General features: G+C 58.6%; 23 protein-coding genes. 5 read left to right on the forward strand and 18 right to left on the reverse strand.

Going from position 1 to position 26,891, the window contains the following annotated elements; translation table 11 throughout:
• Positions 1–54: 54 nt before the first annotated feature.
• From Q672_RS24315 to Q672_RS24345, 7 genes are all read right to left on the reverse strand, one after another.
• Entirely contained in the window at positions 55–483 is a 429-nt protein-coding gene (locus tag Q672_RS24315; protein ID WP_022985066.1) for an arsenate reductase/protein-tyrosine-phosphatase family protein, read from the reverse strand.
• Positions 483–1,616 carry a polysaccharide export protein gene (locus tag Q672_RS24320; RefSeq protein WP_031226303.1) on the reverse strand — a complete coding sequence of 378 codons (1,134 nt, stop codon included), beginning with the start codon at positions 1,614–1,616 and terminating at the stop codon, positions 483–485. Before Q672_RS24320 ends, Q672_RS24315 begins: the two co-directional genes overlap by 1 nt.
• 32 nt (positions 1,617–1,648) lie before the next feature.
• Positions 1,649–3,010: a capsule assembly Wzi family protein gene (locus Q672_RS24325; protein WP_235047189.1), complete on the reverse strand. Its 1,362-nt coding sequence runs from the start codon at positions 3,008–3,010 to the stop codon at positions 1,649–1,651.
• Positions 3,011–3,497: 487 nt separating this feature from the next.
• Complete coding sequence (locus Q672_RS24330; protein ID WP_022985069.1) at positions 3,498–4,028, reverse strand: lipocalin family protein; 531 nt, start codon at positions 4,026–4,028, stop codon at positions 3,498–3,500.
• A 135-nt stretch (positions 4,029–4,163) separates the two neighbouring features.
• A complete protein-coding gene (gene rfbB / locus Q672_RS24335; RefSeq protein WP_022985070.1) occupies positions 4,164–5,234 on the reverse strand; it encodes a dTDP-glucose 4,6-dehydratase in 1,071 nt (356 codons plus the stop codon).
• Between the two features lie 106 nt (positions 5,235–5,340).
• Positions 5,341–7,614 (reverse strand): molybdopterin-dependent oxidoreductase, encoded by a 2,274-nt coding sequence (locus tag Q672_RS24340; RefSeq protein WP_022985071.1) that lies wholly within the window; start codon positions 7,612–7,614, stop codon positions 5,341–5,343.
• A gap of 133 nt (positions 7,615–7,747) precedes the next feature.
• Entirely contained in the window at positions 7,748–8,464 is a 717-nt protein-coding gene (locus tag Q672_RS24345; protein WP_022985072.1) for a nitroreductase, read from the reverse strand.
• 57 nt (positions 8,465–8,521) lie between these two features.
• Between Q672_RS24345 and Q672_RS24350 the strand changes: the two genes are divergently transcribed.
• The 5 genes from Q672_RS24350 to Q672_RS24365 all read left to right on the forward strand — a co-directional run bounded on the left by Q672_RS24350 (position 8,522) and on the right by Q672_RS24365 (position 14,982).
• Positions 8,522–9,019: a DUF1643 domain-containing protein gene (locus tag Q672_RS24350; protein WP_022985073.1), complete on the forward strand. Its 498-nt coding sequence runs from the start codon at positions 8,522–8,524 to the stop codon at positions 9,017–9,019.
• Between the two features lie 168 nt (positions 9,020–9,187).
• Positions 9,188–9,640 (forward strand): DUF3429 domain-containing protein, encoded by a 453-nt coding sequence (locus tag Q672_RS0117130; protein WP_031226307.1) that lies wholly within the window; start codon positions 9,188–9,190, stop codon positions 9,638–9,640.
• 164 nt (positions 9,641–9,804) lie between these two features.
• Positions 9,805–12,129 carry a fatty acid cis/trans isomerase gene (locus tag Q672_RS24355; protein ID WP_022985075.1) on the forward strand — a complete coding sequence of 775 codons (2,325 nt, stop codon included), beginning with the start codon at positions 9,805–9,807 and terminating at the stop codon, positions 12,127–12,129.
• Between the two features lie 325 nt (positions 12,130–12,454).
• Positions 12,455–13,762, forward strand: coding sequence for an acyl-CoA dehydrogenase family protein (locus Q672_RS24360; RefSeq protein ID WP_022985076.1), 1,308 nt, complete (start codon positions 12,455–12,457; stop codon positions 13,760–13,762).
• Between the two features lie 14 nt (positions 13,763–13,776).
• Complete coding sequence (locus Q672_RS24365) at positions 13,777–14,982, forward strand: acyl-CoA dehydrogenase family protein (RefSeq protein ID WP_022985077.1); 1,206 nt, start codon at positions 13,777–13,779, stop codon at positions 14,980–14,982.
• A 101-nt stretch (positions 14,983–15,083) separates the two neighbouring features.
• On the opposite strand, the gene Q672_RS24370 is transcribed toward Q672_RS24365, so the two are convergent.
• The 11 genes from Q672_RS24370 to Q672_RS24420 form a co-directional block, all read right to left on the reverse strand.
• Entirely contained in the window at positions 15,084–15,527 is a 444-nt protein-coding gene (locus tag Q672_RS24370; RefSeq protein ID WP_031226311.1) for an REP-associated tyrosine transposase, read from the reverse strand.
• Positions 15,528–15,843: 316 nt separating this feature from the next.
• Positions 15,844–16,848, reverse strand: a complete 1,005-nt coding sequence (locus Q672_RS24375; RefSeq protein WP_022985079.1) for a porin — start codon at positions 16,846–16,848, stop codon at positions 15,844–15,846.
• A 367-nt stretch (positions 16,849–17,215) separates the two neighbouring features.
• Entirely contained in the window at positions 17,216–17,995 is a 780-nt protein-coding gene (mazG, locus tag Q672_RS24380; protein WP_031226312.1) for a nucleoside triphosphate pyrophosphohydrolase, read from the reverse strand.
• Between the two features lie 161 nt (positions 17,996–18,156).
• Entirely contained in the window at positions 18,157–20,397 is a 2,241-nt protein-coding gene (gene relA / locus Q672_RS24385) for a GTP diphosphokinase (RefSeq protein ID WP_022985081.1), read from the reverse strand.
• A gap of 77 nt (positions 20,398–20,474) precedes the next feature.
• Positions 20,475–21,815 (reverse strand): 23S rRNA (uracil(1939)-C(5))-methyltransferase RlmD, encoded by a 1,341-nt coding sequence (gene rlmD / locus Q672_RS24390; RefSeq protein WP_022985082.1) that lies wholly within the window; start codon positions 21,813–21,815, stop codon positions 20,475–20,477.
• A 78-nt stretch (positions 21,816–21,893) separates the two neighbouring features.
• A complete protein-coding gene (locus Q672_RS24395) occupies positions 21,894–22,670 on the reverse strand; it encodes a 3'-5' exonuclease (protein WP_022985083.1) in 777 nt (258 codons plus the stop codon).
• Entirely contained in the window at positions 22,667–23,572 is a 906-nt protein-coding gene (cysM, locus tag Q672_RS24400; protein ID WP_031226314.1) for a cysteine synthase CysM, read from the reverse strand. The genes Q672_RS24395 and cysM overlap by 4 nt, the downstream gene beginning before the upstream one ends.
• A gap of 51 nt (positions 23,573–23,623) precedes the next feature.
• Positions 23,624–24,634 carry an alpha/beta fold hydrolase gene (locus Q672_RS24405; RefSeq protein ID WP_022985085.1) on the reverse strand — a complete coding sequence of 337 codons (1,011 nt, stop codon included), beginning with the start codon at positions 24,632–24,634 and terminating at the stop codon, positions 23,624–23,626.
• Positions 24,635–24,705: 71 nt separating this feature from the next.
• On the reverse strand, positions 24,706–26,028 hold the full coding sequence (locus tag Q672_RS24410; protein WP_022985086.1) for a sensor histidine kinase: 1,323 nt from the start codon (positions 26,026–26,028) through the stop codon (positions 24,706–24,708).
• Entirely contained in the window at positions 26,025–26,693 is a 669-nt protein-coding gene (locus Q672_RS24415; protein WP_022985087.1) for a response regulator transcription factor, read from the reverse strand. The genes Q672_RS24410 and Q672_RS24415 overlap by 4 nt, the downstream gene beginning before the upstream one ends.
• A partial coding sequence (locus Q672_RS24420) for a PepSY domain-containing protein (RefSeq protein ID WP_022985088.1) occupies positions 26,693–26,891 on the reverse strand: 199 nt, incomplete at its 5' end. The genes Q672_RS24415 and Q672_RS24420, both read right to left, overlap by 1 nt.

Raw genomic sequence — 26,891 nt, forward strand, 5'->3', positions numbered from 1 at the left:
GTCGAACGCCCGCTCCCACAGAACCGTTCCCGTTCTGCTCGTTCTGTTGTCGGCTTAGAGCTTTTCTGCCCAGGCTTGCGTTGCTGCCTGCATCATGGGGTAGATGCGCTCGAAGGCGTCTCTGCCTCTTTTGTACGGGTCTGGAATGTCGTGACCTCCATTCCAGTGGCTGAGCAGAAAGGTTTTGCCGCTTGCCTCTGGAAACTGCTTACTCAGCCGTTCTTTCTGGCGGCTTTCCATGACCAGAATAAGATCATGGTCGCGGCAGATTTCACTGCTCAGTTTTCGGGCGACATGCTCACCGCAGGCTAAACCATTTTCTTCAGCGACCAAGCGAGCAGTGGGCTCCATACCTTGCCCTTCCAGGCCGATCAGCCCGGCGGAAGCCACTCTCTTTTCCGGCTTTATCGCCTGTAGCATGAAAGCCACGGTGGGGCTGCGACAGATATTGCCGTCGCATACCACCAAAATACGATTAAACATTATTCGTCCAAATCCCTGACACGGTCTGCTGCAAGGGCACCATAGTAGATAGTTTGGAAGGTCGGCATGATTTGTTTCACTACCCGGTTCCAACGTGAAATCGGTGCCGCCGTTACATAAACGATGTCACGGCTTTGTAAGCGGAAGCCGTCGGCAAGAATCAGGGCCGTCGCGTCCTTGGCATTCAATTGATAAAGATCCACCAGGTGGTCGCTCCCCGTCGGTGCCCGTCGTAGAACGAAAATCCCGGACGCATCCGCAACGTCCTGGTTATAGCCTCCGCTGGCAGATAATGCTTCGATCAGTGTGAGTCCATTGCGGGTCATAGCGACAGGCTTTGCCTGCTGCACTTCGCCCATGACGAAAACCTTGTTGTCGTCATTGCGGGCCACATGCACCACATCGCCTTCTTTCAACAGGACATTATGGGCTGGGTTACCCTCCTGATAGACAGCACGCAACGAAAGACGGTATTCGGTGCCATCACGTGTCAGGGTAACGTCGGTCCAGTCCGCAGATTCCGTGACGCCACCGGAGGCATTCACGGCATCCAATAATCGCAGCGGCACATTGGTGACCGGGTATGCGCCTGGCTGGTTAACGGCTCCAGTGACATAAACCCGCTGGCTGCGAAAAGCCGCCACCGTTACATCTACCTGGGGGTTTTCGATGTACTCGGCGATACGTTGGGCAATCAAGTCTCGGATCTCGGTTACCCGCAGTCCCTCGACACGAATCTTGCCAACATAGGGATAAAAAATACTGCCGTCATTGTGCACCCAGTTACCGGATTCGGATGGACTACGCATAGAACCGGCCGGAATGGTTAGCTCAGGATGATCCCAAACGGTAATTTGCAGTACATCCCCAATACCGACGACATAATCGTAAGACTCCGGCTCGGCGAGCAAATTGGCTGCAGGTTCAGTTTGTTGTTCCGCGTCCTCGCGTAAAACGGCCGTAGTAATAGCATGAATTTGGACCGAATCAGGAAGGGATTCGGCTTGTTCACTGCCATCATCGTCCAGGAACCAACCCGGAGTAGTCGAGATGTGGGACCCGGGCACAATAGTGCAACCCGCCATAAGCCCAATTAGCGCAACAACCGCGCTCTTGCCAACGAGGTCTTTCATCAACAGCATAGATCTTATTGTCCGTTCTTGGTTCACCAGTTCACCTCGCGATGCCACTGGAGGCCGGCGGTCCAGGTTTCACGTTCTTCGAAGGGGGTTACAACCGCCTCATCGGTGGCCGACAGCAGCCAATCCAGGCGCCCTCCCAGCAGAGGATGACCAATACGTACCTCTGCCAAGGTAATATCCTGCTCTACGACAGACTGGAGAATGGCATTCCCGTCCTCAGGTACTTCCGCACGAATGAGGCCCTCTTGATTCAGGGTGGCACGAGAGAGATTCAAACTCACTGCCACATCGTGCCGGAAGTATTGTTGCAGCCCCAGAGTGATGGCCTGCGCGTCCCCTTCCCAGGTGCTGGCCATATTGCGGCCGTGGTGGCGGAAGCCACTTTGATAAGTTCCATGTTCGTACATAACATTGTACCGGCGCTCACTGATCCAGCTACCGGCCACTGTGTTGGTGGCCTCTATGAACCAGCGTTGAGAACCATTCCCCAGCGTGGTGACCATGTCGATCCCCGCCAGCGAAGATAACTTGGAGGGCAACCCGCCGGCTTCATCCTCTCCCATGAACTGACCGTACAGGCCCATGGGCACATTACCAGGGGCAAAAGACAGTCGAAAATCCACGCCACCAAGCTGGTTGCTGGGATCTTCACCCTCCTCAAACCCACTGGTCTCGCCGTTATCTCTACCAATCAGGGCGTCCCAAAAAGCACCAAAATCCTGCGGGCGTCCCTCCCCTCCCCATTGAGCCAGACGGGAAAGCCCAATTTGTAAGGAATCAAAGGGGCGAAATACGAAGCGCGCGCCCAACACTTTGGCATCCGGGATGGCGCGGTGGTGTTCCAATTGCCCAGCAATGAGTTGCAGGTCCCAAGGTCCGACCCAGCTTAACCAACGGCTTTCCGGGGCCAGCGGCATGTGTCGCGATAACCATAGCCCCGGGACCGGTCGCGCATTGTTGGACATCGCGAGGGAGCTTTGCCAGCCCGGTCCCCACCACCGATCAATCGCACCGACACCAAGCTGCCAGTTGCCAAAGATTCCAGCAAGATAGCTGTCGTCGAAGCGAAGGTGATCATCGTCCCGGTCGCCATCAACATAGGCTACCGACAAACGACCAGACCAGCGATCCCCGGTCCCATAAAGGGCAAGCTGGCTGGTCAGTTGGTCTTCTGGTTGCTCTGCAAAGCTGGTGTAGAGGGGCTCCTGGTTGGCTCCCCCCAGGGTAAGCGCTATGCCTCGGGTGTTACTTTGGGCGGCGGTAAGAGCCTGCTCCAACCAGAGAGCATGCTGGTTCTGACAAGCAGAAGCTCGTTCATCAGATAATCGTTGTTGGCCCAGCCGCCACGCTTTGGTTAGCGCAGCCCAACTAATCGGCCAAGACAACGTTACCCCCTCCAGACAGCCCTGTGTCTGGAGCGCTTCTATATGATGACGGGCGGTAAGATCCCCGGTTCCGACCCATGGGGCGGAGGCATGGGCTGACGACAGCCCAACCAGAACCAGGCTGCCTATCCAACGGGCTGCACGGCGAGATAAATGCACTTAACGGACGTCCTATCCTGACTGCGGCATGACAAGGGGCGCATTATGCGCGGAAATTTTTGTCATCTATATGACAATTCGCGGCATTTTACAGTTTGTTTACTGTAATGCGAACGATTTGCAACCGATTAAGAGACAAAAATTCCGGACTGGTGATGTATTACACAGACATCACCAAATACGACAAAAAAGCCGTTTATCTGGGGGGTACCAGCAGATGTGCCTGGGAGAGGATGGGCTCGGGGGAAAATAAGGCAGAAACGTCACACTCTTGGGAACAACCACATGCCAGCGGTAGTGTGGACTCCCCCCAAGATACGCAATCAGTCTAGCGCTTTTCTAACGGCAGTTGGGGCACCAGATTCAACGCCTCCAGGGTATATCCATGCTGCACCGCCACAGCTTTCAACGCCTCCAGCTTGTCATCGCTGATGTGTGGCTGGCGCGCCATGATCCACAGGTAGTCCCGCTTCTGGCGACCGATAACGGTGTAGTGGTATTGCTCGTCCACGTACAGCACCCGAAAATCGGCCTTGAAGGGCCAGATGAACCGCATCCCCCAGATCGCAGGGTTGTCCGGGCTGACAAAGCCCGTAGGTGTCATGCGCTTGAACTCACCGTCGAAGCCATTCTTGTTGAACGTAAACACGGTGGCCACTTTGTTGGGGCCCACGCGCTGGTAGCTTTCCATGGCATTGTAGGCCCCTTTTTCGGGCAAGGTGGGAATGTTGGCGATGACGTACCAGTCACCCATAAACCGGTCGAGATCAAAGGGCGACGCGGTTTGCACCGGTTCTTCAGGGACAGATTGGCAGGCTTGCAGCATAAACAGACTCGCAATGATAAGTATCCAGCGCATTACAGAACTCCAGTGTTGGCTCAAGAGTGCGACATGTGCTGGCAAGGCGAGGTGAAGGCATTCCATCGGAGTCACATCGTCCGGTTTACTCGGCTGAACTGGTGCAAGAGGAAAACGGCAAATGCATGCCACGACTCATTCTGATTCAGTAGTGATGCCGGCCACACGACGATCACTGTCGTCCTGCCTTCGCTTGCACCAATCTTTATGCTCAAGATACCACTGTACGGTCTTTCGAATCCCGCTTTGGAATGTTTCCCGGGGCCGCCAGCCAAGCTCTCGCTGAATCTTGCCCGCGTTAACCGCATAACGAAGATCGTGGCCTGGACGATCCTCTACATGTTTGATGAGCTCGCGATAATGCGTCACACCTGCTGGCTTGTCCGGGGCTAGCTCCTCCAACAGGTCACATAGGGCATGGACGATCTGAAGGTTTTGTTTTTCGTTATGGGCCCCGATGTTGTACGTCTCTCCGACCTGGCCCTTGGTCAACACCGTGTAGAGTGCTCTGGCGTGGTCTTCCACATACAGCCAATCGCGAATCTGAGTCCCCGCCCCAAACACCGCCAAGGGCTTGCCTTCCAACGCACGGAGAATCATCAGCGGAATCAGCTTTTCTGGAAACTGGTATGGCCCGTAGTTATTCGAGCAACTCGTAATCAAGGTTGGCAGCCGATATGTTCGCCACCAGGCGCGAACCAAATGGTCTGCACTGGCTTTACTGGCTGAATAGGGTGAGCTGGGAGCATAAGGCGAGGCTTCGTCAAACGCCCCTTCAGGACCACCGAGGTCACCATAGATCTCATCAGTGGACACCTGATGAAACCGAAACGTTTCTTTTTCTTCACCTTCCAGTGAAGACCAGTATTTGCGTGCTGCTTCCAGAAGCACATAAGTACCAATGATATTGGTTTCCATGAATACAGCAGGCCCAGCAATGGATCTGTCCACATGGCTCTCTGACGCCAGGTGCATCACTGCGTCAGGCCGGTAATTGCGAAATACACGGTCCAGCTCTTCTGCGTCACAAATATTCACCTGCTCAAACCGATAGCGCTCGCTACCAGAGACTTCTGACAGGTTCTCAGGGTTTCCTGCATAGGTCAGCTTGTCCAGATTAACGACGCAATCAGGTGTTTCCCGGATGATGTACCGAATAACCGCTGAGCCGATAAATCCTGAGCCGCCGGTGACTAGCACCTTCATAACGATCCCTAGAGTTATTTGCTTTAGTTTTTATACGCTTTATAAAGCAAAGCTCGACATGCAGGTAGCGCCTGTTCAGAAACGAAAGAAATCGGCTTTTGCTGACTCAGACACCTGCCTTTGCCTGTTTGCGATGAGATGACGGCGCTGACTTGGCTTGGACAACCGCCTCCACCTGAACAGGGATTCCATTCAGCTGAGCCATAGCAGTAACCGCCTCGACGCGGGTCGTGCCGACCACATCGTTGATACTGGCGCCTCCGGCCCGGCGGGCCACATCCATTTGCACCCCTTTGCGATCATGCCCCCAGCCATGCGGAATACTGATCACACCGGGCATGATGTCGTCGCTCACCCAGGCAGGCAGGGTAATACTGCCGACCTCGCTGCGCAGGGTCAGGTCGTCGCCGTCTGTCACCCCCAGTCGTTCGGCATCCTGAGGGTGAATCAGGATATTGCAGCGGCTTTTGCCTTTCACCAGCCGCTGACTGTTGTGCAGCCAGGAGTTGTTGCTGCGGACATGGCGGCGGCCGATCATCAGCATCTCGTCCGCTTTCGGGGGTTTGGGAACCGGCAGCCCCTGGAGAGCACGGAAATACAACGGCGGGACCAGATTAATGCGCTGGCTGCGCGTGTAGAGCCGCCCAGGCAGGGCGCGTTGAAGTGGCCCCAGATCAATACCATGGGGCTGGGCGAGTACTTTTTTCAGGGTCAGCCCCTTGTGCTTGCCACGCAGGACTTTCCAGGCCAGTTTCGGCAGGCTACGCAGCCCAGCCCGCTTCAGAATGGCCATGCTGCGTCCACCAGTGCCATAGGGCCCCAGGCGCAACCCCAGGTCGACGATGCCCCTGTCGGTGAGCTTGCGCATGAAACGATCGGTGGCCTCCACCTGGAAGCGTTCCCGGCGCGTTTCTGCCTTGAGACGGCCAAGCCGGGTAGCCAGGCCCAACAGGATTTCCCAGTCGTGCAGGCTGCCTTCCGGTTTTTCCACCAGCGGCTCGCTGAATTTGACCACATTGCGGACCGCCACAGCCTGGAAAATCGGGTCGAACTGGGCATGCTCCAGCTGCCCCGTGGGCGGCAGGATGATGTCCGCATGGCGGGTGGTTTCGTTGATGTACAGATCGATGCTGACCATGAACTCCAACCCGGACAGGGCCTTGTCCATCTTGTTGCCGTCCGGGCAAGACAGTACCGGGTTGCCGGCATGGCTGATGAACGCCTTGATCTGCCCGGTACCCGGGCTGAGCATTTCATCGGCCAGAGTGGTCACGGGAAACTCGCCGCCAAATTCCGGGTAACCGTGTACACGGCTGCGGTAGCGGTCAAAGCTCCCGGTTTCACCGCCAAGGGCACCGAAGGCCACAATATCGAAAGCGGGTTTGGTGAACATCACCCCACCCTCACGATCCAGATTGCCGGTCACAATATTGATGACATACACCAGCCAGGCACTGAGCGTGCTGTGGGCACTGGTTGTCAGCCCGACACGGGAGTAGATCGCAGCCCGGGGGGCCGTGGCGATATCCCGGGCCAGTTTGCGAATCCGGTCGGCCGTCATGCCGGTGGCCTGTGCCACTTTTTCGGGGGTCCAGTTCTCTACCAGCCGCGCCAGCGTCCCCTGCCCGTCGAGAAAATCGGTGAGCCGCCCCGGCGCGACCAGCAGCTCTTCGAACATGACCTGCAACAGCGCCAGCAACAGATAGACATCCGAGCCCGGTCGAATGAAGTCATGCTCATCGGCAAGACGCGCGGTCTCGGTACGGCGGGGGTCCACCACCACCAGCTTACCGCCCCGCTCCTGCAGGGATTTCAGGCGCCCGCGAATGTCCGGCACGGTCATAATGGAGCCATTGGAGGCCATGGGATTGCCGCCAATCACCATGAAGTAGTCGGTACGGTCGATATCCGGAATGGGAAACAGGGCCTGGTGCCCGAACAGCTGCCAGGTCGCAAGCTGGTGGGGCAGCTGGTCGGCAGAGGTGGCGCTGTAACGCTGGCGGGTGCCAAGGGCGTTAATCAGCGGCAACAGGGTGAATAAGGCACCGTGATTATGGGCAGTGGGGTTCCCCAGGTACATGCCCACACTGTTCTTGCCATGACGTGCCTGAATGTCGTGCAGGCGACGGGCAGTTTCATCCAGCGCTTCATCCCAGCTGATCGGCACCCATCCGTCCTTGGTGCGTTTGACCGGGTGACGCAGGCGGTCAGGGTCGTTGTGCAGATCCTGCAGGGCCACCCCTTTGGGGCAAATATGGCCACGACTCAGGGGGTCGGCGTTGTCACCGCGTATCGCCAGAATTTCATCACCCATGTGATCGATTTCGATACCGCACATGGCTTCGCATAGATTGCAGGTGTGGTAGTGCGTCTGTTTCATCCGTGACCTCGTTCCTGGCGATAGCTGGGAAAACCGTGCCCCTTTTGATAACAGAGTTGCAAGGGGGATGCCATGACGGCGTTCCGCTCATGCAGCGGGAATAGCGCTCCCCCCACCTCTGCCAGAGGGCTGACTACCGTTCCGGGACTAGCAGCGCCTGCAAAGGCTGGCGCTGGGGTTTGAAACGGTTGATGGTCTCATCCGCTTCGTAGCCCAGCGATAAGCCGCACAGCAGCTTGTAGTTTTCCGGGATGCTGAAATGTTTTTCCAGCGGTGACCGCCAGATCGCCAGCGCGCCCTGGGCACAGGTGCCCAGGCCTGCATCGGTAGCCGCCAGCATCAAGCTTTGCAGGAAGATCCCTGCGTCTAGCGGGCTGTAGACGTCCAGCCCCTCGTGAACAAAGATGAACAGCGCGACCGGCGCATTGAAGAAGCGAAAGTTTTCCCGCATCTGCAGGTGACGGCCCATCTTGTCGCCGCGCTCAATGCCGAGCAGTTCATACAGTTGCTGCCCGGTGGCATTGCGGCGTGGCTGCAGATCCTTGGGGTAATCGGTGATCGGGCGGAAATCCCCGTCTGGCACGCCATCCTTGGTCACCATGGCTTTGAGCTGCTTGAACTTCGAGCCCCGCGCCAGACTCACCAGGTCATCAAACATGGGCGGCAACCGTTCACGCAAGTCTTCCAGCACCGCGCCTTTGGCAACCGCAATCTGATACGGCTGGGTGTTGGACCAGCTGGGAGACGACGTGGCCGTGGCCAGCAGTTCATTCAGCAATTCGTCACTGACCGGTTGATCGGTAAAGGCTCGCACGCTGTGACGCTGGGCCATGACGTCCTTGAATTCCATGGGATACTCCTCGGGAGACAGTGGCACGACTATGCCAAATCCCTACAATACCCGGCCATGACCCATCACGACGCCAACCTGCAACGCCGAGCCAATTTTTCCCGGTGCCGCCAATACCGTTATGCCTTGTGGCGTCAGTGGGGCGAAGGCGATGATTTCATGCTGCTGATCGGCCTCAACCCTTCGACAGCCGACCACCGCCAGGATGACCCTACGATCCGCCGCTGCATGGGCTTTGCACGCGATTGGGGCTATGCCGGCCTGTGCGTGGCCAACCTGTTTGCCTACCGCGCCACCTACCCCAACGACCTGTTTGCCGCCCCGGAGCCAGTGGGACCGCAAAATGACCGATGGCTGCGAAAACTGGCTCGGGACGCTGATCTCGTCGTTGCCGCGTGGGGCAACCTGGGCCACCACATGGACAGAGCGCACAGCGTGGCGCGGCAGCTGGAGAATCTGCATGCCATCCGCATCAACCGCTCCGGCGATCCGGCCCACCCCCTCTACCTCCCCAAACACCTGACCGCCTCACCCTGGGACGGTTATCCCCGGTAACCACGCGCTCCCCACCCGACCTGGCGCCAGTGCCTCAGCGAGGCCGTAGTGGCCCGCTCAAGACCACTGCCGGAATGGCCTGCCCTGTCGGAAGCGAACGAAAGGTCTTGCCCTAACCTTCACCCAGACCGGGGATAATCAGAAGTGGACAATTTTAAAGGAACGACCGTGGCTGATACCCGCGCTGACAACATTCGCCGCACTCGCACTCTCACCTTGGTGAGCCTTGGCCCCATGTACCTCCTCGCCATGTTGGCCTGGATACCCGCATGGAGGGATATGTCGTTGACGGCCCTGGTGGCCTATGCGGCTATTTCCCTGACATTTGCGGGTGCCATTCACTGGGGGCGTGTGCTGGGCCAGTTCAGCAGCAGCAACCAGTTCCCGACTCAACTATTCGGGGTGTTGGTAGCGTTTCTTGGTTGGGCGGGATTGGTGTTACCCAAGGAAATGGGACTCCCCATGCTATGTGCAGGGCTCACCTTTGTTTGGGGAACCGAGCAAATGTTGTTCAGCGATGAACTCCCCGACTGGTATCAAAAGCTGCGCAATCAGCTCACGGCAGGCGCCGTGCTGGCAATGTTGGTCGGCTGGGCCGCCGTGATGTTACCGATGTTTTAATCCCGAGCTGTGCGTTGCCGCCGCGGTTCGGGCAGGTTGGCAGCAGACATTTTCCTCTTGTCCCAGACAATGCGGGTCACCTTTTACCCTCTTTAGCATCGATACATAGCAACCGCATAACGGCCCGGCTAGACTGGAACAAATGCCCAGGGAGACCCACCGCGATGCGATCGACACGGCTGTTCTTTACTTTCCTAACCGGCTTGCTCTTTACCCCTGCTCTGTCCTTCGCTGCCAACGGCAGCGTCAGTTACCAGCAAGACATCAAACCCATTTTTGATAACAAATGCCTCGCTTGCCATGGCTGCTACGATGCGCCCTGCCAGCTGAAGCTTGAAACCATGGAAGGCCTGGATCGAGGCGCCAGCAAGCAGCCGGTGTACAACGGCGGACGCACCGAAAGTGTAGACCCGACGCGTCTTTTTATTGATGCGCAAAGTACCGTTGAATGGCGTGACAAGGGGTTCTACTCAGTCGTGGATAGCGCCTGGGGAATGAAAGGCTCCCTGCTCTACAAAATGCTGGAACTCGGCCAACAACACGAATTCAAGGCCAATCACAAACTCCCCGACGATATCCAGCTCGGCCTGGCCCGGGAAAACACCTGCCCGAACCCGGATGACTTTGATGACTATGCCGACGACCGGCCTATGGAAGGCATGCCCCTGGCGGTAACCGGCCTTACCGACGATGAATTCAATACTCTGAAAGACTGGATGCACCAGGGGGCGCCCATGGAGCCTCAAACCCTCACTCTGAGTGCCCATGAAACGCAGCAAATTGAGAGCTGGGAAACCCTGTTAAACCAGAAAGACAAACGTCACCAACTGGTTGCCCGCTGGCTCTACGAGCACCTGTATCTTGCCCATCTGTATTTTGGTGAAGAAGACAGCCCCACCCGACCGGAGCACTTTTTCCGGGTCTACCGCTCCAGCACCCCTCCTGGCGAGCCGGTTCAGCCCATCGGCACAGTACGTCCCAACGACCTGCCGCCGGAAAAATTTTGGTATCGTCTGACCCCGGTGAAAGGGACCCTGGTCCACAAGACCCACATCACCTTCGCTCTGAACCCGGAAAAACTTGCCCGTACCCGGCAGTTGTTCCTGGGCGACGACTGGAGTGTCGACACACTGCCCGGCTATAGCTACGAAAACCGTGCCAACCCTTTTATTACCTTTGATGCCATCCCTGCACGTGCGCGATATCAATTCATGCTGGATAACGCCGAATACTTCGTGCGCACCTTTATCCGCGGTCCCGTATGCCGTGGGCAAGTCGCCACCGATGTGATTCGCGATCAGTTCTGGGCGGTATTCCAGGACCCCGATCACGATCTGTATGTCACCAACGCGGAATACCGGGCCAGGGTAAGCGGGCTGCTTGGCCTGCCAGGGCAGAACGATGACCTGCTGGCCCTGGGTCCGAAGTGGCTCAAATACCGCGGCAAACGCAACGACTACCTGAGACTGCGCAAGGAAGGCTACGGCGAATATGAGCCGGGCGGGCCCACCTGGGAAAGTATCTGGGATGGCGATGGCCATAACACCAATGCGCTGCTGACCATCCTCCGTAACCACGACAATGCCTCCGTGCGCAAGGGATTGGTGGGCGATTATCCGCTGACTACCTGGGTGATGGACTACCCGCTGTTCGAGCGCACTTATTACCAGCTGGTGGTGAACTTCAATGTCTTTGGCTCAGTGTCCCATCAGGCACAAACCCGTCTGTACTTCGATCTGATCCGCAACGGTGCGGAACAGAACATACTGCGCTATTTCCCGAAAGAAACCCGCCAACCCGTGATCGATAACTGGTATCAGGATGGTGGCAAGCTACGCATGAAAATCAGCTATGCCTCTATCGACACCCAGAACCCGACGGGTATCGAGTTCAAGACCAGCACCCCGGTCAACGAATTCAATGATGAACTGGTCAAACGCTTCCAGCACATCAACGCCCGCCCGGACCCGATCAACCGCTGTGACAGCGAACACTGCCAACGGCCTGATGTTGCCGCCTGGAAACAGGACGCAGATTCTGCACTCAGTCAGCTGGCCTCACGCCGCGCCGCCAACCTGAAAGCCATCGACTACCTGCCGGAAGTGACCATGGTGCGGGTCGAGCACCACGACGGGGCACAAGAGGTGTATACCCTGTTCCGCAACCGCGCCCACAGCAATGTGGCCTTCATGATGAATGAAGACATGCGTTACCAGCCCGAGCTGGACACCATCACGCTCTACCCGGGTGTACTGACCAGCTACCCCAATTTCATGTTCAACCTGCGCACTGAAGACGTCGACGATTTCGTCAAACAGATGAATGCCGTGGAGGACGGAGATGACTTCACCGATCTGGTCACCCGTTTCGGCGTGCGCCGCACCCACCCCAGGTTCTGGGAGTACTTCCACGCCCTCACCCGCTATATGGAAGCCAATGAGCCCACCCAGGCGGCCGTGCTGGACATGAACCGCTACATGAACCTGTAACCGAAGTAAGCACCACCCTCCCCTCCTTGTGGGAGCGGTGGTTCCACCGCGATTGAAGAGCAAGAGCAATCGCGGTCGAACGATCGCTCCCACAAAGCGCAGGGGGATAACTCGCGCCGGGGCGGATAGCGTCCGGGCGTCGTCCACACCCAACACATCTCCTGACAAAACGCACCGCCATACCCTTTCCCCTTGCCCATGGCTAGGCCCACAGCGCCACCCCGGTTGCCTGCTGGCCAGACTGATTGGTCACATTGGTCAATGTGACTGCACCCACCCGCTTCATAATCGAATGCAATCGAAAAAAACAACGAGGCTACTTCTCATGGCAAAAGATGCAGTAGGTTACGCGCTCACCGCGCTTAACCGTCTGGCCAGTTCCGACGTACTGGACAAGCTGGGCATGCGCAAGAGCGTCGAGCGCCTGGCATACACGCTTACCAAAGGCGGCTTTCAGGTAATCACCACCACCGCTCGTACCTTCAAGTCCAGCAAGCCCGGCAGCAAGCCGGAGCGCCTGAACGCCCCCGGCCACACCAAAGACCTGTTTGATCTCGGTATCACCGACGAGCAGCAGATGATCCGCGACAGCGTTCAGGGCTTTGCCTCCGACGTGCTGCGCGAGCAAGCGGAACAGGCCGATGCGGCCCAGAAAACCAGTGATGAAGTGCTGGCCCAGGCCCAGGAACTGGGGCTGAATTTCTTTGCCGTGCCGGAATCTCTGGGGGGGGCCGCCAGTGAGCGCTCCACTGTCACCTCCATGCTGATCGCCGAAGATCTGGCCCACGGGGACATGGGGCAGGCCGTGGCCATTCTGGCTCCCATGAGCGTCGCCAATGCCCTGACCCAATGGGGAAGCGCCCTGCAACAGGACAAATACCTGAGCACCTTCGCGGAAGAAAACCCGCCCAAGGCCACCATCGCCGTGTGCGAACCGCGCCCACTGTTCGACCCCATGGCGCTGCAGACCCGCGCCCGCAAGGACGGCGACAGCTACGTGCTCAACGGAGAGAAATCCCTGGTTCCGCTTGCTGCTGAAGCCGAACTGTTTCTGGTCGCGGCCCAGGCCGAAGACGGCCCCGCCGTGTTCATCATCGAGGGTGGCAGCGAAGGCCTTACCGTGGGCGACGACCCCGCCATGGGTATTCGCGCCAGTGCCCAACGTCCACTGACACTGGATAACGTCCGGGTGGCGGCGGAAAACCGTCTGGGCAATGGCGATTTTGATTATCGCGCCTTTGTAGACCTGGGCACCCTTGCCTGGTGTTCGCTGGCCATTGGCACCTGCCAGTCAGTGCTGGACTATGTTGGGCCCTACTGTAATGAGCGCACAGCGTTCGGTGAGCCCATCAGCCACCGCCAGGCCGTAGCCTTTATGATCGCCGACATGGCCATCGAACTGGATGCCATGCGCATGCTGACCTACCGCGCCGTTTGCCGCGCGGAACAGGGTAAGTCGTTCCAGCGGGAAGCCCACCTGGCGCGCACCCTGGTAAAGGACAAGGCCATGAAGATCGGCACCGACGGCGTACAGCTGCTCGGAGGCCATGGCTTTACCCATGAGTACCCGGTTGAACGCTGGTATCGGGATCTGCGTGCCATCGGTGTCGCCTTTGGCGGCCTGCACCTGTAAGGAGGGTTCATCACATGAATATCGAGATTCCCAAGAAGTTCAAACCCCTGATCAACAACGCCTATCAGGTGGCGCAAAGCACCCTCCGCCCGCTGTCCCGCAAGTACGACCGTGGCGAGCACGAGTACCCGAAAGAGCTGGACATGCTGGCATCGGTGCTGGATGGCTTCAACGAGGGCGACCCGGCCAATTCAGCCGGTGCCGCCACTACCGGTAGCGGCAAGGTTCAGGACGACGGCAGCGTCAAGAATGGTTCCAATATGGGCGTCTGCCTGGGCGCCATGGAAATGTGCTACGGCGATACCGGCTTCCTGCTCGCCATGCCCCGCCAGGGCCTGGGTAACGCGGCCATTGCCGCCGTGGCCAATGACGAACAACTCGAACGTTTCAAGGGCAAGTGGGCCGCCATGGCCATTACCGAGCCCAGCTGTGGTTCTGACTCTGCAGCCATCCGCACCACCGCCAAAAAGGATGGTGATCACTACGTTCTCAATGGGGAAAAGATTTACGTCACCTCCGGTCAACGCGCAGATTGCGTGGTGGTATGGGCCAGCCTGGATCCTAAGCTGGGTCGTGCCGCTATCAAGTCCTTCGTGGTGGACTGGGGCACACCCGGCATGGAACTGGCACGGCTGGAAAAGAAACTGGGCATCCGCGCCTCAGATACCGCCGCGATCAACTTTATCGACTGCCGGGTGCCGGCAGAGAACCTCCTCGGCAGCCCGGAAATCGATACCAAGAAAGGGTTTGCCGGGGTAATGGAAACCTTCGACAACACACGCCCGCTGGTCGCGGCCATGGCGATTGGTTGCGCCAAGGCCTCTCTGGAGCGCATCAAGGAACTGCTGAAAGATCACATGCAGTACGATTTCAGCAAACCGGTAGACAACTGCTCGGCCATCGAGGCGGAAATCTACAAGATGGAAGCGGAGTGGGAAGCCGCCTACTGGCTGGCTGTGAAAGCCGCCTGGATGGCCGACAACAAGAAGGCCAACACCCTGGAAGCCTCGATCTCCAAAGCCAAGGCCGGTCGGGTAGGTAATGCCATCACCCTGCGGTGTGTGGAACTGGCAGGCAGCCTGGGCTACACCGAAGACGAACTGCTGGAGAAATGGGCCCGCGATTCGAAGATTCTGGACATCTTCGAAGGCACCCAGCAAATCCAGCAACTGGTTATCGCCCGTCGGGTACTGGGGTTGAGTTCGAAAGAGCTGAAGTAACCCTGCCCCGGTTTAAAAAACGCCGCCTTGTGCGGCGTTTTTTATGGCTGGCAATCTTGATCCCGCAGCTTATCGCCATGCCTGCACGGCGATTCCCGAAGCTACAACCAGACCGCATCCCAATACGGGTAATCCCCCAGCCGACTGACCAAGCCGATGCGCAACGGGTTGGCAATCACATAGCGTGCTGTAGGCAGAAGGTCTTCATCCCGACGCAGGGCTCGCTCATGGAACCCCCGCTGCCACAGCGATAACCCCGCCAGGCGTGAGCTCTTGCCCTTGAACATCCGCACCGTTTGCGACAACGAAGCATTCCCCTTGAGCGTCAACATCCAGTGACAATGATCTGGCATGATCACAAAGCACCAGGTATGGCTTGCCCCCATCGAATCCATCTCATGCATGACGCTGCAGGCTCGTTTCGCGATGCCATGATCGTGGAAAAAGGCATGGTGCTGGCGGGTCGTCATCGTGATCAGGTATGGCTGGCCAGCCGGGGAATAGCACCCGGCAGGACGCCGTGATCGATGGTGTGTATTGTCCATCCGCCAAGAATGGGGCGGCAGATCGGGCCGGGGAATCAGCCATTAGATAGAAATGCTGTGGGTGCAAACACTCCCTTGATGTAAGCCGGCCACCCGTGCAAGGCAGAGTGATTGCCTATTGGGGTGGAGCATGATCGCGCCCCCCTTGAACGTCGCATCGCCATATCGGCAAGCTCCTGGCCCATTCCACCACCGTTGCTCTCGTCGCTCGGACGAATCGCCCCTGTCTGCGGAACAAAAAAAGCCCGCCAAAAGGCGGGCAGCTGTCACTTGCGTCGAGGAAATCGTGGCCGGGGTGAACCCCGGCCTTATTATTTTAGAACTTGTGTTCCATACCGATACCGAAGATGGTCTCTTCTTCGTCAGCCAGATCGAAGTCGAGCTGGGTACCGTAAGCGTAGACTTTGCTGGCTTTGGCCAGTTTGTAGTCCGCACCCAGGCTGATCTGGGTAACTTCTTCGTCAGATACGTCACCGTCGGTCATGCCGTACTGGGCTTTCAGCTTGACGCGATCAATCTTGAACGCGGCGCTGACGATGGCAGAGGTTTCTTCGCCATCCGCTTCGGTTTCTTCAGCCATCTGGTACAGGAAACCCAGTTCCAGGTTGCCCGGCTTCAGACCGACCACGGCGCGAGTGATGTCGATGGTAGCGCTGCCGCCAGTCTCGTCAGATACCAGCTCGTCTTCCATGTCGGCGTCGTGAGAAACCGCACCGTAGAACATGTCTTTTTCAGCGACCAGAGACACGGAGATGGTGTCAGCCAGGCCAGTTTCGCCTTCGCCGTCGCCGTCCAGATCATCACCCTCAGCAGGGATGAAGGCAGCGTTCAGGGTCAGCATGTCAGCCAGTTTCGGAGTGCTGTACTGGATGATGTTGGATGCACGGTTTTCACCGGACAGTACGTTCTTGATATCACCGCCGATATCGTTGAACTGGTCGATCTTGCCCTGGGCTTTCTTGGTGGGGGTGTCGAACTTACCCGCCATCAGAGTACCGAAGCCGCCTTTCAGACCACCAAAGATGTTACGCTGGGTGAAGGTTTGACCGCTCTTGTCACCGTCGTCAACGCTGATTTCGAACTCAGCCTGGTAGATGGCTTTCAGGCCAGCTACGTCCAGATCGAAATCACCTTTAACACCCAGGCGGGAAGCGTTGCTGTTCAGTTCCCACTGATCTTCGCTCGGGTTAACACCATCGTCGAATTCAGTGTTCTCGAGGGATACGTTGACTTTACCGTAAACGGTCGGCCCGTCAGCCAGTACAACGCCCGGCATGGCAACGGCAGCCCCAACAGCGATCGCAAGCAAATTCTTCTTCATTCCAACACTCCTTCAATCAGGCAATATGTAATAAGCAGGGACCAGCCAATGCTGATGCCCTGTTTTTAAGCATCGCTTTCTGCTTGGGAGGGCAGTATGGGGAGAGGTAGTGACGGAAAAGTTGCTCTTATGTGAAGTTTTTATTTCACCGGGAACTTTGCGGGGCTAGGCAGGGTTTTGCATGGGGAAACGGGCTTTCGCACGCGGGAGGATTTCCCCTTCCCTGTCATCGAAGCCACTGCAGGCGCGGAGGTTCCGCCGCGAAAGCCCAACCAGCACAACCCCACCGGCACCGCAATGCATCGCTATGCACGCCAGCTTCCTATAGAGAAGAACGGAGAAACCGTCGTCCCTCCCTGGCGGGCCCTCAAGTGCGGCGTTTGGCCTGCTGCCAGGCCGCTTCCAGTGCCGCCGGGTCGAGGGTATCGAGGGGGGAAGGCTGGTCCTGTTCCATTTGTCGAAAGCGCGTCTCAAATTTGGCGGTGGCCTTGCGAAGGGCCTGCTCCGGGTCAATCTTCAGGTGCCGCGACAGATTGACGAGGGTAAAAATGACATCGCCCAGTTCATCCTCGATGTCCGCCTGATGACCGTTGTGCAACGCCTCATCCAACTCGGCCAGCTCCAGGTTCACCTGCTCACGCACAGGATCCGCCTCTGGCCAGTCGAAGCCGACTCTGGCGGCCTTCTTCTGTACTTTCGAGGCCCGCTGCAAGGCCGGCAAACCTGCCGGGACCCCGTCGAGGGCACTCTGGTGGGTTTTCCCCTTGCGCGCCCTCTCCTGCTGCTTGATCTGTTCCCAGTTGACCTTGACCGCCTGCTCGTCGGCGGCGTCTGACTCGCCAAACACATGGGGATGCCGGCGAACCATCTTGTCGCACAGCACCTGCACCACCTCAGTGAAGTCAAACAGCCCCTGCTCCCGCGCGATCTGGGAGTGAAATACCACCTGCAGCAACAGATCCCCCAACTCTTCCTTCAACTCCGGGTAATCGCGCTGGGCAATGGCCTCGGCCACTTCGAAGGCCTCTTCAATGGTGTACGGGGCGATGGAATCAAAGTCCTGCTTGATATCCCACGGGCAGCCGGTTTCCGGGTCGCGCAGGCGGGCCATGATGGCGAGGAGCTGGGTGATTGGGGAGTCAGACATAACAGTGAACAGTTGACAGTGAATAGTGAACAGCGGCGCGATCACACACCGTTCATTCTTCATGGCTTTACGCCGCGCCCATGGCCTGAGCGCGGCCCGCGTGCTTCAAATACCGGTAACGCCAGCTCGCGAACGGTTAACTATTCACTGTTAACTGTTCACTACTTTTTGTAGCGCCGAACCTCCAGCACCCCTTTCAGCTGGTCCATCTTGGCCAGTACCTTGCCCAGGTTGCCGAGGGTGGCGATTTCCAGGGTGAGGAGCATGGTGGCGGTATTGTCGTCCTGGTGGGACTGGGTGTGCACGGCGGTGACGTTGACCTTTTCATTGGACAACACGGCAATCACGTCGCGCAGCAAGCCTTGACGGTCCCAGGCGCGCAGGAAGATGTCCACCGGGTAGGTGATGCGGTCTGCCTCGCCCCAGGTCACTTCGATGACCCGATTGGGATCATCGCTCTGCATGGCCAGCAGCTTCTCGCAGTCGGCCCGGTGCACGGTGACCCCACGGCCCAGCGTAATGAAGCCCATCACCGGCTCACCGGGCACCGGCTGACAACAGCCGGCCATGTGAGTCATCAGATTCCCCACGCCCTGAATGGTGACATCACCGGTCAGGGACGCCTTGGGTTTGGCGGGCACAAAGTCCAGTTCCTGCTGGTTGCTGTCCGGCTGCAGGGACTGCACCTGATTGACCACATGCCCCGGGCGCAGGTCCCCTGCCCCCAATGCGGCCAGCACATCGTCGCCGCCTTTCAGGTTAAGGTGCGGCGCCAGGGTATCAAGGTCGACCTTGTCGAGGGCCAGCCGTGACATCTCTTTCTCGAGCATGGCGCGGCCCTGGGCGATATGCACATCGCGGTCCTGGCGCTTGAACCACTGCTGGATACGGGCCCGCGCGGAAGACGTAGCCACATACCCCAATGACGGGGTCAGCCAGTCGCGGCTGGGGCCGCCTTCCTTGGTGGTCAGGATCGAGACCTGCTCACCGGTATTGAGGGTGTAGTTGAGCGGCACAATCTGGCCGTTCACCTTGGCACCCCGGCAGCGGTGCCCAACTTCGGTATGAATGTGGTAAGCAAAATCCACTGGCGTGGCGCCGGATTCCAGATCCACCACATGGCCATCCGGGGTGAATACATACACCCGCTCGCTCACCAGCCCATGGCGCAGCTCGTCCACCATGGTGTCCGGGCTGTCCTCGCCCAGTTCTTCGTGCCATTCCAGCACCTGCCGCAACCAGGCAATGCGCTGTTCGTAATCGCTGACACCGCCCTTGCCCTTCTTGGCCCCTTCCTTGTACCGCCAATGGGCGCACACCCCCAGTTCAGCTTCCTCGTGCATGTCGAAGGTACGAATCTGCACCTCCAGCATTTTGCGCTCGGGGCCTACCACCGCGGTATGCAGGCTCTGGTAGCCGTTGCTCTTGGGGCTGGCGATGTAGTCGTCGAATTCCTTGGGGACATGCTTCCACAGGGAGTGGACAATCCCGAGCGCGGCGTAACAGTCACGCACTTCTGGCACCAGGATACGAACCGCGCGGACATCATAGACTTCACCGAAGTCCAGATGCTTCTTCTGCATTTTCCGCCAGATGCTGTAGATGTGCTTGGCCCGGCCGTGCACCTCGGCACCGGTGATACCGTTCTTGTCCAGGTAACCGCGCAGCTGTTCCAGCACATCCCGGATGTACTCTTCACGGGCCAGGCGTTTCTCGTCCAGCAGTTTGGCAATCTTCTTGTAGGCACCGGGCTGCAGGTAGCGGAACGACAGGTCTTCCAGCTCCCACTTGAGCTGGCCGACCCCGAGGCGATGCGCCAGTGGGGCGTAGATATCAAAGATTTCCTGGGCCACCTTGCGCTGGCGGTCCGGCTCGGCTTCCTTGACCGCGCGAATGATGACCGTCCGTTCGGACAGCTTCACCAGGGCAACCCGGACGTCGTCGACCATGGCCACCAGCATCTTGCGCATGTTGTCCAGCTGGCCGTCCTGCTGGCCCAGCACCGCCTTGCGAGTAGGGTTCAGGTTGGTGCTGATTGCCGCCATGCGCAGCACGCCCTCGATCAGACGCGCCAGTTCTGAGCCGAATTCTTTTTCCACTTCGACCAGGGAAATCTGCCCTTCCCTGACCGAGCGATACAGCACCGCCGCAGGCAGCACATCGGTATCGGCGCCAAGATCCACCAGTACCTCGGCCATCTCCAGACCGATGATCAGGCAGCCCTTGCCATAAGGCCATTTGCGCCCAGCCGCCTCGCCGGCCAGCTGGCACTGCTCTGCCCGCTCACAGGCCTGCTCCAGCATCTCGCGGTTGCGCAGCGGCACGCGGGATTCGAGCTGGGCGACCCAGTCACGCCAGTGACCGAGCTCCCCTTCTGTTGGCTGTCGACGAACCGTTACCATGGGCTTTCCTTCATTATCACCGGCCGCTGCCGCGCCTTCTCGTTACCCTTCAGGCAAGGCGCCAGCGGCTGGCCAAGCTATTTCTTTTCAAACACCGCGATAGATTCCACATGGGTGGTGTGCGGGAACATATCCATCACCCCAGCCGATTTGAGACGGTAACCCAACGCCGTGAGTTCCCCGGCATCCCGGGCCAGCGTGGCCGGGTTGCAGGAGACATAAACGATTTTCTTTGCACCAAATCGGGGCATCAGCTTCACCATTTCCAGGGCCCCGGTGCGGGGTGGGTCGATCAGGATACGATCATACTCCTTTGCGGCCCACGCTTGCCCGTAGACATCCTGACTCAGGTCCCAGGCATGAAACTCCAGGTTTTCCAGGCCGTTACGGGCGGCATTCTCATAGCCGCGCTTGACCATGGCCTGGCTGACCTCGACCCCGACCACCTTCGCCGCGCGCCTGGCTGCAGGGATGGTGAAGTTCCCCAGCCCGCAGAACAGGTCCAGTACAGTGTGATGCGGCTCGATATCCAGCAAATCCAATGCCAGAGGCACCATCTTGCGATTGATTTCCGCATTCACCTGGGTGAAATCCGTGGGGTGGAAGGCCAATTCCACGTCCGCGGAGGGGTGCCGGTAGTACAGCCGCTCTTCGTTTTCAGCCCCGGTGAGCGCAGGCCAGATGCGGTGCACGGTGCTTTCGTTGCCCGGCTGCAGGTACAGATGCCAGCCCAGTGGCTGACAAAAATCCAGCAGTGCCTGTTGGTCTGCCTCAGGAAGTGGGTCCAGATGGCGAATAATCAATGCAACGATGTCATCGCCGGCAGCCAGCTCGATTTGCGGGATACGGCTGCGGCTTTGCAGGCCATGCATGAGCCCCCGCAGATCATTCAACCGGTGACCCACCTGGGGCACCAGCACTTCGCAGGTGCGCAGCTGGGCAATGAAGCTGTTGCGCTTTTCGCGAAAGCCCACCAGGGTTTCATCCTTGGCTTCCACATACTTCACGCCCATGCGGGCTTTGCTGCGGTAACCGGTGATCGGCCCGGCCAGGGGCGCCAGCCATTCTTTCGGGGCTAACCCGCCGAAATGTTCCAGTTGCTCGCGCAGCACGGCTTCCTTTCGCGCGATCTGCACCTCGGGATTCATGTGCTGCAGGCTACAGCCGCCACACAGAGTGCTGTGCTCACAGGGCGGAGTAACCCGGTCCGCCGAGGGTGTAACAATCTCGACGGCCTTGCCCTCGTCGAATTTACTGCGCATGTAGGTGAACTTGAACATCACCTCTTCGCCGGGCAGGGCATTGTCGATAAAGGTGGTCTTGCCTTCACGGCGGGCGATACCCCGGCCATCGTGGCTGAGGGATTCAATGCTGGCGGGTTCCGGGGTTTCCGGAAGCGGCTTGCGTTTACGGGCCATGGTTTCTCAATCAGTGGTATTCAAGAATTCCAGGGCGTCATCGACGACGCCCTGCAGAATGTCGAATGGGTTTTGCGGTTAACTGCCTTTTTGCCAGGCTTCCAGGAAAGACAGGAAGTGCGGCTGTCCTTCCTCTTTCAGGTAGTCCTGCAGCAGGCTCAGCTCCTGCTCATAGCCGGTGGGATCCAGATCGCCACGCATCAGCTGGAAACGCAGGTACACCAGCCAGGTGTTGAGTACATCGGTTTCGCAGTAATCGCGAATACCCTTGATGTCACCATCCTGGAACGCATCAAACACTTTGGCGCCACTCATGCCCATCTTGCCGGGAAAACCCAGCAGAGTGGCGATCTGGTCCAACGGGGCATTGGCGCGGCCATTGTACATGGCCAGCACATCCATCAGGTCCAGATGACGCTGGTGGTAACGGCTCAGATAGTTGTTCCACTTGAAGCTGGAATCCTCGTTACCGGTATCCCAGTAACGGCGGGCTTGGACGCCATGCTTGAGGGCACGGTAATGCAGCACCGGCAGGTCGAATCCGCCACCATTCCAGCTCACCAGGTTCGGCGTAAAGCGTTCGATGCCATCGTAGAAGCGCTCGATCAGCTCTTTCTCGGTGCTGTCCTCGTCGCCCAATGACCAGACCTTGACCCCTTGGGTCGAACGCAGCACAACCGAAATGGCCACAATGCGGTGCAGATGCAGACGCAGGAATTCGGTGCCGTTTTCCTGACGGCGCAGGTTCAACAAGGCGCTGGCAGTGTCCTTGTCGTTGAGGCCATCCAGATCGTAGATCTTGCGACCACCGTCCAGATCCGGAATGGTTTCAATATCAAAAACCAGTACGTTCATCCCTGCACTCCCTTGTCCTGAAAGACCCCAGTGGAAAGGTAGCGGTCGCCGCGATCACAAATGATCGCCACAATCACCGCGTTTTCCAGTTTCTCACTCAGGCGCAGGGCACCGGCCACCGCACCGCCAGACGACACCCCACAGCTGATGCCCTCTTCCCGGGCCAGACGGCGCATGGTCTGCTCCGCCAGCGCCTGATCCATATCCATGACCTGATCCACCCGCCGGTCATCATAGATGGACGGCAGGTACGCTTTGGGCCAACGGCGAATGCCGGGAATGGCCGAGCCCTCGGTGGGCTGCAGGCCAACAATCTGGATCGCCGGGTTCTGCTCTTTCAGATACATGCTGCACCCCATGATGGTACCGGTGGTGCCCATGGAACTGACAAAGTGGGTGATCTTGCCGCCGGTATCGCGCCAGATTTCCGGGCCGGTGCTCACGTAGTGGGCCAGCGGATTGTCCGGGTTGGCGAACTGATCCAGCACCCGGCCTTCGCCGCGGGCCTGCATGGCCTGAGCCAGATCCCGGGCGCCTTCCATGCCCTCTTCCTGACTCACTGAAATCAGCTCGGCGCCGTAGGCTGCCATGGCATCACGGCGCTCCTGGCTCTGGTTGGCGGGCATGATCAGTTTCATGCGGTAGCCCCGCATGGCCGCCGCCATGGCCAGGGCAATGCCGGTATTGCCGCTGGTGGCTTCGATCAGGGTATCCCCGGGTTTGATCTCACCGCGCTCTTCCGCCTTGAGGATCATGTTCAGGGCCGGGCGGTCCTTTACGGAGCCCGCCGGGTTGTTCCCTTCCAGCTTCACCAACAGGGTATTGGAGGTCTCGCCCGGCATGCGCTGCAGGCGAACCAGGGGCGTATTGCCCACGGTCTGTTCGATGGTTTTATGGTTCATGGCGCGCATTGTACCCGAAAGCACCCTCCGGGCGAGACGGGTTGCCGCCCCCTATTGATTCAAATGGCCGAGGAACCGGCTCAGCGCATTGATGTAATCCTCAAACGCTTCGAATTGCGGCACATGACCAATCCCTTCCAGCTCAACGAGGGTCGCATCGGGTATCTGTTGTGCCGCCTGCTCGCCTAACTCCCCGTACTGGCCCAACGCCCCTTGCAAGGCTTGTGGGGCACGGTTGCGGCCCAGTGCCGTGCGGTCGCGGGTGCCGATGATCAACAAGGTCGGAACGGCAAGTCGGCCGAACTCATGCACCACCGGCTGGCTGTAGATCATGTCGTAGGCCATTGCCGAGTTCCACGCAATCAGCGGGTAATCCGGGCCCCGAATCCAGCCCTGCTGCAATTCGAGCAACGGGTCATAGGCAGCTTTCCATTGGCCATCAAAATAGCTCGCCGTCATGTACGCCTTCACTTTTTCAGGGGTCTTGCCCAGCTCTCCCTTGTACCAGGCATCCACCGACTGCCAGGGCACCTGCTTTTGCTGCCAGTCTTCCAGACCAATGGGATTCACCAGCGTCAGTGAAGCGGTACGCTCCGGGAACATCAGCGCAAAGCGGGTGGCCAGCATGCCTCCCATGGAGTGCCCAACGACACTGACCGTTTCTACCTTCAAGGCGTCCAGCAAGCGACGGGTCTGGTCGGCCAGGGTATGGAAGGAATACTGGAACGCCTGGGGTTTGGAGGATTTACCGAACCCGATCTGGTCGGGCACGACCACCCGGTAGCCTTGTGCCGACAGGGCCGCGATGGTGTCGTCCCAATAGGCGCCAGAGAAGTTCTTGCCGTGCAGTAGCAATACCGCCTGGCCGTTGGCCTTGGCCGGTTTGATATCCATGTAGGCCATCTGCAACGACTGCTGCTGTTCGCTTAACGCCAGAGTGTGCACGGGGTACGGGTAGTCATATTGGCGTAAACGGGCGTCCAGAGACGGGGCGGCGGCCTGAACCCACCCGACCATCATCAACCCAACCCACAGAACAACAGCTTGCTTGCCGTATCGCATGATAATTTCCCAATGGCATGGTGATTAAAGGGTCTGAGCCTCACAACACATGGAAGTTCCACCCCTGATGGCTAGCGCGGTAACGGCAAACAGACCTTGACCGCCAGCCCACCCGGATCACTGTCTTGCAGAGCCAGAGTGCCTTGATAGGCCACGGCCAGATCATGAGCAATAGCCAACCCCAAGCCATACCCCTGTTGCCGCGCATCCAGACGTTCGCCCCGCTGTAACACGGTGTCCCTGCGTGCCGGGGGGATACCCGGTCCATCATCCTCAACAACGGCAACACACATCACCTCGTCGAGCTCGAAGCGCACTGCAATGCGCGAATCGGCCCACTTAAAGGCGTTATCCAGCAAGTTACCGAACAGCTCCAGCATGTCTTCACGTTCAAACGGCAAGGTCGCCCCGTTGAGCCCGCGGATTTCGAAGGCCAGTTGCCGGTCATGGGCACGTTCAAGCGTCATTATCACCAGCGGCAGGTCCTCTTCCGGGCTGAACCGATTGGCCGCCGTGGCCCCGGCCGCAACCCGCGCCCGGCTGAGCGCGCGCCGCACCTGTCCTTCCATTTGCGATACCTGATCGTGCATCAACTGATGCAAGTCGGGGTCGTTGAGTCGCAAATCCGGGTTGCAGCGGTTCTTGAGTACTGCCAGTGGCGTTTTCAAGGCATGGCCCAAATCCCCCATGGCATGGCGGGAACGTTGCAGCTGCTGTTCGGTGTGTTGTTGCAGGCGATTGATTTCTTCCACCAGCGGCTGCAGTTCCCGGACCACATTGCCCGTCAGTACCGAGCGCTTACCCTGGCGTAGCTGTTCGATTTCGGCGCGGGCCCGACGCAGTGGGGACAGCCCTCGACGCAGCAGCCATTGCTGCACCAGCGCCAGCAAGGCCAGAATCAGCGGCCACGACACCAACATGGCTGCACGGGCGCGCTGATAGGCCTGACGCACCGGCGAGTAATCCTGGGCAACCGACACGGTGACCGATTGCCCGCGCACTTGATACTGCTCCTGATAGCCAAGCAACAATTGTTCTGCCGGCCCTTCCAGCAAGCCACTGGCGACACCCGGTGCCACCGGGGGCGCCAGCGGTGCATCCCACAGGGAACGGGATCGCCAACGGGCCTGCGAGGTTTCGACAATAAAGTAACGGCCCGAATAAGGCCGTCGATAAGCGGGATGCAATCGCTCATTTCGCAGGGTCAGCGCGCCATCCAATCCCGGTTCCAATGCTGCAAGCACGCCCGCGGCATCGGTGCGCAGTTGCTCCACCAGCTGCCCACGCTGTTCCTGCTCCAGCCACCACAGGGCTGCCTGGCTGATCAGCAATCCGGCCACCAGCAAGCTGACAAACAAACTGATTGCCAGTCGCCGCCCCATGGAAGAGGTCACGATAACTGGCCTGTGTAGACATAGCCCTGGCCACGGCGGGTTTCGATCACCGCCTTGCCGAGTTTGCGGCGCAGGCGATTTACGTGCACTTCAAGCACATTGGAATCCCGGTCGCTTTCGTTGTCGTAAAGGTGAGAGGCCAACTGCCCTTTAGAGAGCAGCCTGCCCGGGTTGTGCATGAAATAACGGAGCATCCGGAACTCGGCACCGGTAAGGGCGATTTCCTCTTCTGCGTGCCACACCGTCTGGCGGCTTTCATCCAGCTTCAGCATTCCCGCGCTCAGCCGCTCGTCATTGGCATTACCATGACTGCGCCGCAACAGAGCCTGAATACGCAGTAATAATTCATCCGGGTGGAAGGGCTTGGTCAGGTAATCATCCGCCCCCTGGCGTAACCCCTCGATACGCTCAGACCAACTGTCCCGTGCAGTGAGAATCAAGACCGGAATCGACAGCCCTTCCTGTCGCCACTGTTTCAGGACCTGCAGGCCATCCATGCCCGGGAGGCCGAGGTCCAGCACCACCAGATCAAAAGGATCATCATGGACCCGCACCAGCGCATCACGGCCGTCCGCAAGCCAGTCAACGGCATAACCATGCTCTTTTAACAGCGGGACCAGTTGATCGGCCAGCGCAATACTGTCTTCCACCAACAGGATGCGCATCAGTCATCTATCTCATCATCGAGGATACGGCCATCACGAGCGTCCACTTCCAGTTCACGTACCACACGCTCACGCGTCAGCAATTCAATCTCGTAGATCAGACGGCCATCGTCGCGCTCCAGTTCCACTTCCAGCAAACGGAAATCCGGGTAACGGGTATCCAGCGTTTTGAGCAGGGTATTCAGCGACATGATGTCG

The organism is Alcanivorax sp. P2S70, assembly GCF_000475295.1.
Taxonomy (GTDB): Bacteria; Pseudomonadota; Gammaproteobacteria; order Pseudomonadales; family Alcanivoracaceae; genus Alcanivorax; species Alcanivorax profundi.